Below are 12,275 nucleotides of genomic sequence, written 5' to 3'. Positions count from 1 at the left end.
GTTCGGACTTCTTTTTTCAGACGGCCTTTTTATTCAGGCCGTCTGAAAATGCTCGGATTACAGAGTAATGCGGCGGAAGTCTTTCAACAGGTTAGCCAGGAATACGGTAAAGCGCATACCGGCGGCACCGTCGATGACACGGTGGTCAAAGGACAGGCTCAACGGGCACATCAGGCGAGGAGCAAATTCTTTGCCGTTCCAAACCGGTTTGATTTGGGATTTGCACACGCCCAAGATAGCAACTTCAGGAGCATTCACGATTGGTGTGAAGCCTGTACCGCCGATACCGCCCAAGCTGGAAATGGTAAAGCATGCGCCTTGCATTTCTTGTGGCTTGAGCTTGCCTTCGCGGGCTTTTTTAGACAATTCGGTCAGCTCTTGGCTGATTTGTTTCAAGCCTTTTTGATCCACGTCTTTGATCACTGGAACAACCAAGCCGTTCGGCGTGTCTGCTGCGAAACCGATGTTGAAGTAGTTTTTCAGCACCAAGTTGTCACCATCCAGAGAGGCGTTGAATTCAGGGAAGGCTTTCAGCGCAGCAACAGAGGCTTTGATGATGAACGCCAATGGGGACAGTTTCACGCCTTCGCGTTCCCATTCTTTGTTCAGCTGTTTGCGGAATTCTTCCAATTCGGTCATGTCCGCTTCTTCGTGTACGGTAACGTGAGGAATCACAACCCAGTTGCGAGACAGGTTTTGACCGGAGATTTTCTTAATGCGTGACAGTTCTTTAACTTCGACGCTGCCGAATTTAGAGAAGTCAACTTTAGGCCATGGCAACAAGTCCAGACCGCCGCCCAAAGAAGCAGCGGTAGGTTTGCCTGCACCGCTTTGCATAACGGATTTAACGAAGGCTTTAACGTCTTCGCCCATGATACGGCCTTTCAGACCGGTACCTTTGACTTGGCCCAAATCTACGCCCAATTCGCGTGCCAGTTTGCGTGCGGAAGGACCTGCATGAGCTTTTGCAAATGCAGCTTCGTCGATTTTGGCAGCAGCAGGAGCAGCCGGTGCAGGCGCAGCGGCTGGTGCAGCAGGAGCCGGAGCGGCAGCTGGTGCAGGTGCGGCAGCTTGAGCGGCAGGAGCAGGAGCTGCTGCGGCAGACCCGGCAGTTTCTACTTCGATAATGGCGGAGCCTTCGGATACTTTGTCGCCAACTTTCAGGAATACGGCTTTAACCACACCGGCTTCGGTACATGGTACGTCCATAGTGGCTTTGTCGGTTTCCAACGTAATCAGGGTGTCGTCAACGGCAACAGTGTCACCAACTTTAATTTCAACGGCAATAACATCTACGTCAGAGTGGCCGCCGATATCAGGTACAACAACTTGTACGGTAGCACCACCGGCAGGAGCGGCTGCAGGCGCAGCAACTGGAGCAGCAGGAGCTTCTGCTGCAGGTGCCGGAGCAGCATCAGCAGCGGCAGTACCGGTTTCAACGGTCAGAATAACGCCGCCTTCAGAGATTTTATCGCCAACTTTAACTTTAACTTCTTTCACGACACCAGCTGCATCAGCAGGTACATCCATAGTGGCTTTGTCGGTTTCCAACGTAATCAGGGTGTCGTCAACGGCAATAGTGTCGCCTACTTTAACTTCTACGGCGATGATGTCGACGTTTTCATGACCGCCGATATCAGGGACTTTGATTTCTACGATACTCATTTGAGTTCCTTTAATATTTTCAGTTTGATGCCGTCTGAAAACTGTTGCACACGGCATCGGTACAGTTTGTTCAAACCATTCAAGCATTCGGTTTTCAGACGGCCTGATGTCTGAATGAAGCAAACAGGTCGTCTGAAACATCAATTAGCGTTTCCAGCTAGGAGCTGCATCGGCTTTGATACCATATTTTTCAATAGCTTGTTGAACGGTTTCTTTGCTGACTTTGCCTTGCTCAGCCAATGCGCTCAATGCAGCAACGGCAACGTTGTAGCGGTCAACTTCGAAGAAGCTGCGCAGGTTGGCACGGCTGTCGGAGCGACCGAAGCCGTCAGTACCCAAGACGTGGTAGTCGTTAGGGATGTAGGCACGGATGCGGTCAGCATAGCTGCGGATATAGTCGGTAGCGGCAATCACTGGGCCGTCATGACCTTGCAGTTGAGAAGTAACAAACGGTACTTTTGCAGTTTCCAAAGGATTCAGGCGGTTGAAACGTTCTGCCTCGATAGCGTCGCGATGCAACAGGTTGAAAGATGGGCAAGACCAAATGTCTGCTTCTACGCCGAAGTCGGCTTTCAACAATTCAGCACCGGCAATGACTTCTTGCAGGATGGTACCGGAACCCATCAATTGAACTTTCTTGTCGCCTTTGCTGCCGGCTTTCAGCAGGTACATACCTTTCAGGATGTCTTGTTCTACGCCTTCAGGCATGTCTGGATGGGTGTAGTTTTCATTCATCAGGGTGATGTAGTAGAACACGTCTTCGTGGTTAACATACATGCGGCGCAAGCCATCGTGTACGATAACGGCTACTTCGTATTGGAATGTCGGATCGTAAGAAACGCAGTTTGGAATCAAATCCGCTTGAACATGGCTGTGGCCGTCTTCGTGTTGCAAACCTTCGCCATTCAGTGTTGTACGGCCGGCAGTACCACCCAGCAGGAAACCGCGTGCATGCATATCGCCTGCTGCCCATGCCAAGTCGCCAACGCGTTGGAAACCGAACATAGAGTAGTAGATGTAGAAAGGAATCATGGCAAAGTCGTTGTTTGCGTAGCTGGTCGCAGCAGCAATCCAGTCAGCCATAGCACCTGGTTCGTTAATACCTTCTTGCAAGATTTGACCGTCAACAGACTCTTTATAGAACATCAGTTGGTCTTTATCTTGAGGAGTGTATTGTTGGCCTTTAGGGTTCCAAATACCGTATTGACGGAACATGCCTTCCATACCGAACGTACGGCTTTCATCTGGAACGATAGGCACCACGCGTTTGCCAATTTTTTTGTCTTTCAGCAAAGTAGACAGGATGCGAACGAAAGCCATGGTGGTTGAGAATTCACGGTCACCGCTGGATTTCAGTTGAGCATCAAATGCAGACAGTTCAGGCACTTCCAGAACTTCTGGGGTAGGTTTGCGTTGAGGCAGGTAGCCACCCAAAGCTTCACGGCGTGCATGCAGGTATTTGTATTCTTCGCTGTCGGGAGCAAAAGTCAGGTAAGGCAGGTCGCCGCTGTCGATTTGCTCGTCAGTTACAGGAATGTCAAAGCGGTCACGGAATTGTTTCAGAGACGCTTTGTCCATTTTTTTGGCTTGGTGGGCAACGTTTTGGCCTTCGCCGGATGCGCCCATGCCGTAACCTTTAATGGTTTTCGCCAAGATTACAGTAGGTTTGCCGTCGGCGTGGTTCACTGCGCGGTCGTAAGCGTTGTACACTTTTTGAGGGTCATGACCACCGCGGTTCAATGCCCAAATTTGTTCATCGGTCATATCGGCGACCAATGCTTTCAGTTCAGGCGTATTGAAGAAGTGTTCGCGAACGTATGCACCGTCTTTGGATTTGTAAGTTTGGTAGTCACCGTCCAGGCACTCTTCCATACGTTTGCGCAAGATGCCATCTTTGTCTTTTGCCAAGAGGCGGTCCCAACGACGACCCCAGATGACTTTCACAACATTCCAGCCGGCGCCGGCAAAGTTGCCTTCCAGCTCTTGAATGATTTTGCCGTTACCGCGTACTGGGCCGTCCAAACGTTGCAGGTTACAGTTGATAACGAATACCAAGTTGTCCAAGCCTTCGCGTGAAGCCAGAGCAATAGCACCTTGGCTTTCAGGTTCGTCCATTTCGCCGTCGCCACAGAATACCCATACTTTACGGCCTTTGGTTTTAGCCAGACCGCGAGATTCCAAGTATTTCAGGAAGCGTGCTTGGTAAATTGCCATCAATGGGCCAAGACCCATAGATACGGTTGGGAATTGCCAGAAGTCAGGCAACAGGTGAGGGTGAGGGTAAGAAGGCAGACCTTTGCCGTCAACTTCTTGACGGAAGTTGTTCAGCTGGTCTTCAGTCAGACGGCCTTCAACGAAAGCGCGTGCATAGATGCCAGGGGCTACGTGGCCTTGGAAGAATACCAAATCGCCTTCTTCGCCTTCGCCTTTAGCTTTCCAGAAGTGGTTGAAGCCGACTTCGTACATAGTGGCGGCTGATTGGAAAGATGCAATGTGTCCACCCAATTCCAAATCTTTTTTACCCGCGCGCAAAACGATAGCGGCAGCGTTCCAACGAACGAATGCACGGATGCGGTGTTCGATGTTTTGGTCGCCGGGGATGCCTTTTTCGTCTTCAACGGAAACAGTGTTCAAGTATGGAGTAGTGGTGCCGTGAGGCATACGGATGCCTTTGTCACGGCTGTATTTGACCAAACTTTCCAGCAGGTATTGGGCGCGCTCGCTGCCTTCATATTCTAAAACAGAGCTTAACGCGTCTAACCATTCTTTGGTTTCAATTGGGTCAACATCGTGTAATTGGGTGGACATAATATCTATCCTTGTGTTGAGTGTTTTTCAATGACGGAGTATTACTCCGATATTTTCGTTTGCGAACAAATGTGAGTTAAAAACGAAAATTCCTAGAGTCAAATTCGAAAAAGTTTTAATTACTGAAATATTTTCAATACGTTATAACCATTGATGAAAAATCAGAAAGAATTGAACTTTTTGCGAACCGGCTAACCTGCAAATGCTATCAGTAATTGGGCAAACTGGCAAATCATGCTGTAGATATTGATAGGATGTAGAGGTTGGAATTAGGATTTTTTAAAAGAGTTATAGAGTTTGTTTTAAATCGAGATATTGAGTGGATACAGTAAAAAGTATCAGGTGTTTGAGTAAATAGATTCGAATACGAAAAACATTTTTAAAATTTTGTTGTAAATTGAAAGTTTGGATTGGGTTTAGGGTTTGAAAGGGAAAATTTAGATTATCTGATTCTTTACAAAGAGAGTAGGCCGTCTGAAGACTTTAAAGAGATTAAGAGGGAATGGGATTTGAAGATAACGATTATTGAGGAAGGGTAAATGAAAAAAATGACATGTACAGGCTGTTTAGTTTAGCTCTGACATGTCATTTATGTAGGAAGTTAGAATTTCAGACGGCCTTTAATCGGCAGAGCCTTTTTGAGCGAATTGCTTCCATTGAGCCAAAAGCTCTTTGAGAACATCTTGCTGTTCATGTCCATGTTGGATGGCTTCTTGCAGCCAGAAACAAGCATTATTGATGTCTTTTTCTACGCCCATACCGTGATAATACAGACAGGCAAGATTATATTGAGCCATCGTGTCTCTTTGTTTGGCTGCTGCTTCAAACCATTTTGCAGCTTGGGCATAGTCGACAGGTACACCTTGTCCACTGTAATACATCATGCCAAGATTGGTTTGGGATTTGCTGTGCCCACGTTCTGCGGATTGGTGGTATAGATCCAGTGCTTCAGCGTAATTCTGTTGGCGTTTTAAGCCATAGTGCGCTGCAAATGCCAGCTTGTATAGACGTTCAGCCTCCTGACGTTGGAGGGCGATTTCTTTCGTCAGCTCATAGTTTTGCTGGTTATTCAATGCGCTGTCAGACAGAAGTTTTTGGTAGGCGACAAGATTACCTAAATCAGCCGAGCGTTGATAATATTGACGCGCGGTGTCTGCATCAACTGCTCGTCCTAATCCGTAGCGATAGATATCACCTAAAAGGCGCAAGCCTTCCGGATCATTTTGATCCGCAGCAAATTTAGCGTGCAGATAGGCCTTTTGAGGGTCTCGCTCGGTGTTTTTGCCCAATAGATAGATTTCGGCAAGTGCTACATGCGCATTGCTGTCTCCTTGTTCTGCCGCTTTTTCAAACCATTCTAATGCCTCGGCAGGGTTTGATGCCGACAAGAGTTCTGCAAGAGAAGTTTGCGCCGGAACAATGTCGTAATTGGCGGCAATGCGTAAATGTTCGATTGCTTTTTCAGGATTTTGTGCGACACCTTGGCCCAATTTATATTGAAGACCAAGTTGCCAGTGTGCTGCAATAAACCCCTGTGCAGCAGATTGCTGGTAGAGCGTATGGGAATATTCTAAATCGGGGGTGCTTGAGTATTGGTAGTGTTGGGCTAAGAAATATTGCGCCTGAGGGTTTTGTTGCTCGGCAGCTTTCAATGCCCATTTGACTGCTTGCTGTTCATTGCCGCTATCTGCATATAAACGCATCAGGCGCAGCTGGGCCGGGACCAAGCCTTCTTCGGCAAGCTCTTGATAGGCTGAAATAAGCGTTTCTACTTCTGCGCCGTTATTTTCTTGTAATTGGAGAAGATTGTAGCGGGCATAGGGATGACCGGCTCTTGCCGCTTGTTTTAAATATTCAACTGCAATTGCCAAATCTTGTTCGTTTTCGTGGTTTTCAAACAGGCATCCTGCCAGCTGAAATGCAGCCTCGATATGTCCCGCCTCTGCTGCCTCGCAGAGCAATGGGATGGCTCGTGCAAAGTCAGGTGGATCTTGAGTGATTAATTTTTCTGCCAGCAGAAAAGATTCTTCATATTGTTGAGCATTCATCGGTTTGCTTTTATATTTTGTGAAGGATTAAGAATAAAATAATCGGCCGACAGGGTGCGGCCGTTATGATTTTGTAATTTTGGGGTTATTTACAAAAACAGGCAACCGTATTTGTATTTTTATGCTTAGAATAATGGAATAAATTGTTTTATGCTGCATAAATACAACAGAAGATAGAATAAAGTGGGTTGAGAAAATACTTCTGCTATTTATTCAGTTTAAATTATTCATCGTTAGGTTTTTTACGCCACAAAACAAGTAATTTACCAATATGTTGTACCAATTGAGCACCCAGTGTTTCACATAGTGCATCACAAATTTCAATACGTTCAGCACGATCATCACCAAAAACACGGACTTTAATCAATTCGTGTGCTGTCAATGCGGCATCGGTTTCTTTGATGACTGACTCGGTCAAGCCTTGTTGGCCAACCATAACGACAGGGTGGAGGTGGTGTGCTTGGGCTTTCAAGGCCAAAATTTCTTTGGTGCTTAATTTGTTGTCGCTCATATCAATAAGTATCCAATTAAAAAGAATAATGGCTATATTGTACGCGATTTAGAACATTTACGGGGGAAATAACGTACAATGCTGATTTTAACTTAAGCATTTCAAATCAAGATGGCTGTACGCTCAAAATCTTCAAAAGCATGGCTGCATGAGCACGTCAATGATCATTATGTCCATATGGCACAAAAGGACGGATATCGTGCCCGGGCGGCTTATAAATTATTGGAAATCAATCAAAAAGATAAATTAATCAAACCAGGTACGGTTTTGGCGGATTTGGGCAGTGCGCCGGGAAGTTGGTCACAGGTGGCAGCCAAGCTGGTCGGTAAAACAGGAGCGGTGTTTGCTTTGGATATTTTACCGATGGATGCGATTGATGGTGTGTCGTTTATTCAGGGCGATTTTCGGGAAGATGCTGTTTTGGAGCAGTTTGAAGCTTTGTTGGATAATCGCCCGTTAGACCTTGTAATCTGTGATATGGCACCCAATATGTCAGGCAATGCCGTAACAGACCAGGCACGCAGTTTTTACCTGTGTGAACTGGCTTTGGATTTTGCCTCGCAGCATTTGAAACCCGGAGGCAGTTTTTTGGTGAAGGTGTTTCAAGGCGCGGGCTATCAGGAATATACGGCGGCAATGAGCGAAATTTTTGCCAGTGTGCAAACTCGAAAGCCGGATGCTTCCCGCAATCGTTCCAGTGAGATTTACCTATTAGGCAAAAATAAACGCTGACAATGTAGGGTGGGTGCTTTAAAATTCTTTCCCTTGATTTTATTTATTTTGTAACCATGGAGCCTGTTCAGTGGGGAATACCATTAAAAACATATTAGTTTGGGTAGTGGGTGGTGCTATGCTTTTAGCAGCATTCAATGCACTCAGCGATAAGCAGGAAGATAAACAGCAAATCGAATATTCTCAATTTATTCAGCAAGTTAATAGTGGCGAAGTATCCAATGTCAATATTGAAGGATCTGTTGTCAGCGGCTATCTGATTAAAGGTGAGCGCACCGATAAAACTGCCTTCTATACCAATGCGCCTTTGGATGACAACTTGGTTAAAACACTGTTGGACAACAAAGTACGCGTCAAAGTGACTCCGGAAGAAAAACCAAGCATGCTGGCCAGTCTGTTTTACAGCCTGCTGCCTGTTTTGTTGTTGATTGGTGCATGGTTCTACTTCATGCGCATGCAAAGCGGCGGTGGCGGTAAAGGCGGCGCCTTCTCTTTTGGTAAAAGCCGTGCGCGTTTGTTGGATAAAGATTCCAATAAAGTGACTTTTGCCGATGTTGCCGGTTGTGATGAGGCAAAAGAAGAAGTACAAGAAATCGTGGATTACCTGAAATCGCCCAATCGCTACCAAAGTCTGGGTGGTCGTGTACCGCGCGGTATTTTGTTGGCAGGTAGCCCTGGTACGGGTAAAACATTGCTGGCTAAAGCGATTGCTGGTGAGGCCGGTGTGCCATTCTTCAGTATTTCAGGTTCTGATTTTGTAGAAATGTTTGTCGGTGTCGGTGCGAGCCGTGTCCGCGATATGTTCGAGCAGGCTAAGAAAAACGCGCCATGTATCATCTTTATCGATGAAATTGATGCGGTCGGCCGTCAGCGCGGTGCCGGTTTGGGTGGTGGCAATGATGAGCGTGAGCAAACATTGAACCAATTGTTGGTTGAAATGGATGGTTTTGAAAGCAACCAAACCGTTATTGTGATCGCAGCAACCAACCGTCCTGATGTACTTGACCCAGCGTTGCAGCGTCCGGGCCGTTTTGATCGTCAAGTCGTTGTTCCATTGCCTGATATCCGTGGCCGTGAGCAAATCTTGAAAGTACACGCTAAAAAAGTACCTTTGGATGCATCCGTAGATTTGACTTCTTTAGCACGAGGTACACCTGGTTTTTCAGGTGCGGATTTGGCAAACTTGGTCAATGAAGCAGCTTTGTTTGCCGGCCGTCGTAATAAAGTTAAAGTCGATCAAAGCGACTTTGAAGATGCGAAAGACAAAATCTACATGGGTCCGGAACGTCGTAGCATGGTAATGCACGAAGATGAAAAACGTGCGACAGCCTATCATGAGGCTGGCCATGCAATCGTAGCGGAAAGCCTGCCGTTTACCGATCCGGTTCACAAAGTAACGATTATGCCTCGTGGCCGTGCATTGGGTTTGACTTGGCAGCTGCCTGAGCGTGACCGCATCAGCATGTATAAAGACCAAATGCTGAGCCAGCTCTCAATCTTGTTTGGTGGTCGTATTGCTGAAGATATTTTTGTCGGCCGTATTTCTACCGGCGCATCTAACGACTTTGAGCGTGCAACTCAAATGGCTCGCGAGATGGTAACGCGTTATGGTATGAGCGACAAAATGGGTGTGATGGTTTATGCTGAGAACGAAGGTGAAGTATTCTTGGGTCGCAGCGTAACCCGTTCTCAAAATATTTCCGAGAAAACCCAACAAGATATCGATGCGGAAATCCGCCGTATTTTGGATGAGCAATACCAAGTGGCTTACAAAATCTTGGATGAAAATCGCGATAAGATGGAAACCATGTGCAAAGCACTGATGGATTGGGAAACCATCGATCGAGACCAAGTTTTGGAAATTATGGCCGGTAAACAACCTAGTCCACCTAAAGATTACAGCCACAATGTCCGTGATGACAAAGTAGAAGAGCCTGAAGCGCCTGTTGCTGAAGCTGTTGAATCTGTTGAGCAAAATGAGGTTCAAAATACTGAGTCAGTAGAAGCAGACAAAACAGATAAATCTGTATAAGGTTTGAAACAGAAAACGGTAGCTTTTAAGCTACCGTTTTTATTTTGAAGATAAGCTAAAGGCCGTCTGAAAATCTTCAGACGGCCTGATTTTATTTGGTTAATTACAAAACAGCCAAAGCTGCTTCATAGTCAGGCTCATTCGCAATTTCAGAAACCAACTCAGCGTGGAGAACTTGGTTTTGCTCATCTAAAACCACCACTGCCCGGGCAGTCAGGCCGCGTAATGGGCTTTCTGTCAGTGTAACACCGTAATCGTTAGAAAAGCTGCTGCGGAATGTAGAAAGTGTCACTACATTTTCCAAACCTTCTGCACCGCAGAAACGGGCTTGTGCAAACGGTAAATCTGCAGAAATACACAAAACGACGGTATTTTCTAACGAAGAGGCACGTTTGTTGAAAGTGCGGACGGACTGGGCGCATACGCCGGTGTCAATGCTAGGGAAAATATTCAGCACTTTGCGTTTGCCTGCAAAGTCAGCCAATGATTTCTCAGATAGGTCTGCTGCTACCAATGTGAAATCAGGTGCAACTTGGCCGATAGCGGGCAAATTGCCGTTTGTAGAAATAGGAGAGCCTTGGAAAGTAACTTGAGCCATGATTCAGTCCTTGTGTTAGGGGAAAATAGGATAGTCTGGGTTTTAGTAATGACGGCGACGGAAATAGAACATGCCTTCGCTGTCAATTTCTAAAATATAGCGGCCGTTTTGTACAGCGGCATAACCGCTTTTTCCTTCAGTATAAGGTTGCAAAGCAGCGTGTGAAATCAGATAGTCGGTCAGTTTGCCGCCGTCTTGGGCAATATTGTCCACCATTTTTGCAAAGGCAGTGTGGCAAACTCCGTTGGCGGACCAGCCGGCTGAAACGCCTTTTTCATTTTTTTCCATGCATTGGCCGCTGATGACTTCTAAGTCGGTAGGGTGCTTACCAATCAGATTGATAACACCGCCCTCTATGCCGTTAATCGGATAGGTGCGTTGTTTCTTACCTTCTTTCGTTTCGCCGTCTTGAGCTGTACCTAAATCCAAACCGGTTATGGCTTGTTCATCGATATATTTAACTTTGAAGGTAGGCTTGGGCGCTTTGCCTGAAGCAGCATCATTGGCTGCAGTATCTTCAGATTTACCGCCGCAGGCAGCCAATGAAAGGCTGAGCAAGATAAGGGGAAAGGTTTTTTTCATATGAGAAACCCTAGAAAAATGATTATATTTCAAATAATAAACGATATTATGGCCGTCTGAAATTTTCAGACGGCCTTACTATTATTATTTCAACGGACGAATACCTACTGCATCGCGGACTTTATCCAACAATTCGCGTGCTTCTTTACGCGCTTTTTGTGCGCCGGCCTGCAAAATGTCTTCAATTTGAGAGGGTTTGGCTGTCAACTCATTGTAACGCTCGCGCGGTTCTGCGAGTTCGGCATTGATTTTTGCGCCCAAGAGTTTCTTGGCTTCGCCCCAAGCAAGGCCTTCGGCCAGCATTTGTGTGAACTCGGCAGTTTCAGAAGGCGTGGAGAAGGCTTTGTAGATTTCAAACAGAGGACTTTCATCAGGCTGTTTTGGTTCACCGGGCTCTTTCATGTTGGTGATGATTTTGTTAACCGATTTTTGGGTTTTCTTGTCGTTTTCCCAAAGCGGAATGGTATTGCCGTAGGATTTGGACATTTTACGTCCGTCCAAGCCGACCAAGAGTTCGACATTTTCATCAATCTTCACTTCGGGCAGGGTAAAGAGCTCTTGGAAGCGGTGGTTAAAGCGACCGGCAATATCGCGCGCCATTTCGACGTGTTGGATTTGGTCGCGACCGACTGGTACTTCATGGGCATTGAACATAAGGATGTCGGCAGTCATAAGGATAGGGTAACTGTATAGGCCCATTTCCACGCCGTGATCCGGATCTTCCTGACCGTTTTCGGTATTTGCCTGTACTGCGGCTTTGTAAGCGTGAGCGCGGTTCATCAGACCTTTTGCGGTGATACAGGTCAGAATCCAGTTCAACTCCATCACTTCGGGAATATCGCTTTGACGGTAGAAAGTAGTCTGTTCCGGATTGAGTCCGCAGGCGAGCCATGTGGCGGCAACAGCTTGAGTAGATTGATGAATCATTTCCGGCTCATGACATTTAATGATGCCGTGATAGTCGGCCAAAAAGAGGAATGATTCAGTATTGGAATCTTGCGCCACGCGGATAGCCGGGCGGATGGCGCCGACGTAGTTGCCCAAGTGTGGAATACCTGTTGTGGTAACGCCTGTTAAAACTCGTTTTTTGCTCATGAAAGTATCCTTCGGCGCAAAGGCCGTCTGAAAATTAATATGTTGCCGATTATACCTGATTCTTCTTGATTTTTCAGACGGCCTTTTACGTACGGGATAACTGGAAAAGAAAAGTTATACACATAAAATCATAAAAATAAATCAATATAAAACAATAACATAAATAAAATTTACTATTTAATGAAAAAATAACTCTTGAGTTAT

At 46.4% G+C, this 12,275-nt stretch carries 9 protein-coding genes; 2 read left to right on the top strand and 7 right to left on the bottom strand.

The features are described 5' to 3' along the window. Positions 1–57: 57 nt before the first annotated feature. The 4 genes from aceF to yhbY all read right to left on the bottom strand — a co-directional run bounded on the left by aceF (position 58) and on the right by yhbY (position 7,032). Complete coding sequence (aceF, locus tag HMPREF2711_RS07980) at positions 58–1,665, bottom strand: dihydrolipoyllysine-residue acetyltransferase (protein ID WP_003746871.1); 1,608 nt, start codon at positions 1,663–1,665, stop codon at positions 58–60. A gap of 144 nt (positions 1,666–1,809) precedes the next feature. Then, positions 1,810–4,473, bottom strand: a complete 2,664-nt coding sequence (gene aceE / locus HMPREF2711_RS07975; RefSeq protein ID WP_003746869.1) for a pyruvate dehydrogenase (acetyl-transferring), homodimeric type — start codon at positions 4,471–4,473, stop codon at positions 1,810–1,812. Positions 4,474–5,093: 620 nt separating this feature from the next. Beyond that, complete coding sequence (locus tag HMPREF2711_RS07970; protein ID WP_003746867.1) at positions 5,094–6,521, bottom strand: tetratricopeptide repeat protein; 1,428 nt, start codon at positions 6,519–6,521, stop codon at positions 5,094–5,096. Between the two features lie 223 nt (positions 6,522–6,744). Further along, positions 6,745–7,032 carry a ribosome assembly RNA-binding protein YhbY gene (gene yhbY / locus HMPREF2711_RS07965; RefSeq protein WP_003746863.1) on the bottom strand — a complete coding sequence of 96 codons (288 nt, stop codon included), beginning with the start codon at positions 7,030–7,032 and terminating at the stop codon, positions 6,745–6,747. A 111-nt stretch (positions 7,033–7,143) separates the two neighbouring features. Here yhbY and HMPREF2711_RS07960 point away from each other — a divergent pair, with 111 nt between their 5' ends. Both HMPREF2711_RS07960 and ftsH read left to right on the top strand, forming a co-directional pair. Further along, a complete protein-coding gene (locus HMPREF2711_RS07960) occupies positions 7,144–7,764 on the top strand; it encodes an RlmE family RNA methyltransferase (RefSeq protein ID WP_003746862.1) in 621 nt (206 codons plus the stop codon). Between the two features lie 70 nt (positions 7,765–7,834). Further along, positions 7,835–9,796, top strand: a complete 1,962-nt coding sequence (ftsH, locus tag HMPREF2711_RS07955) for an ATP-dependent zinc metalloprotease FtsH (RefSeq protein ID WP_003746860.1) — start codon at positions 7,835–7,837, stop codon at positions 9,794–9,796. 103 nt (positions 9,797–9,899) lie between these two features. Here the strand turns inward: ftsH and tpx are convergent, their stop codons facing one another. The 3 genes from tpx to trpS form a co-directional block, all read right to left on the bottom strand. After that, positions 9,900–10,394 (bottom strand): thiol peroxidase, encoded by a 495-nt coding sequence (gene tpx / locus HMPREF2711_RS07950; RefSeq protein ID WP_070615947.1) that lies wholly within the window; start codon positions 10,392–10,394, stop codon positions 9,900–9,902. Positions 10,395–10,436: 42 nt separating this feature from the next. Beyond that, positions 10,437–10,976, bottom strand: a complete 540-nt coding sequence (locus HMPREF2711_RS07945; RefSeq protein ID WP_070615945.1) for a hypothetical protein — start codon at positions 10,974–10,976, stop codon at positions 10,437–10,439. 84 nt (positions 10,977–11,060) lie between these two features. Further along, positions 11,061–12,071: a tryptophan--tRNA ligase gene (trpS, locus tag HMPREF2711_RS07940; RefSeq protein ID WP_070615943.1), complete on the bottom strand. Its 1,011-nt coding sequence runs from the start codon at positions 12,069–12,071 to the stop codon at positions 11,061–11,063. Positions 12,072–12,275 lie beyond the last annotated feature (204 nt).

Origin of the sequence: Neisseria sp. HMSC070A01, assembly GCF_001810165.1 — a bacterium.
GTDB lineage: Bacteria > Pseudomonadota > Gammaproteobacteria > Burkholderiales > Neisseriaceae > Neisseria.
The sequence above is the reverse complement of the archived record's forward strand: the minus strand, read 5'-3'. Positions and strand labels throughout refer to the sequence as shown.

What these genes read in the sequence shown, in the direction of transcription:
- tpx (WP_070615947.1), bottom strand. Translation starts at nt 10,394, where the DNA reads ATGGCTCAAGTTACTTTCCAAGGCTCTCCTATTTCTACAAACGGCAAT.
- trpS (WP_070615943.1), bottom strand. Translation starts at nt 12,071, where the DNA reads ATGAGCAAAAAACGAGTTTTAACAGGCGTTACCACAACAGGTATTCCA.
- aceE (WP_003746869.1), bottom strand. Translation starts at nt 4,473, where the DNA reads ATGTCCACCCAATTACACGATGTTGACCCAATTGAAACCAAAGAATGG.
- aceF (WP_003746871.1), bottom strand. Translation starts at nt 1,665, where the DNA reads ATGAGTATCGTAGAAATCAAAGTCCCTGATATCGGCGGTCATGAAAAC.
- HMPREF2711_RS07945 (WP_070615945.1), bottom strand. Translation starts at nt 10,976, where the DNA reads ATGAAAAAAACCTTTCCCCTTATCTTGCTCAGCCTTTCATTGGCTGCC.
- HMPREF2711_RS07960 (WP_003746862.1), top strand. Translation starts at nt 7,144, where the DNA reads ATGGCTGTACGCTCAAAATCTTCAAAAGCATGGCTGCATGAGCACGTC.
- yhbY (WP_003746863.1), bottom strand. Translation starts at nt 7,032, where the DNA reads ATGAGCGACAACAAATTAAGCACCAAAGAAATTTTGGCCTTGAAAGCC.
- HMPREF2711_RS07970 (WP_003746867.1), bottom strand. Translation starts at nt 6,521, where the DNA reads ATGAATGCTCAACAATATGAAGAATCTTTTCTGCTGGCAGAAAAATTA.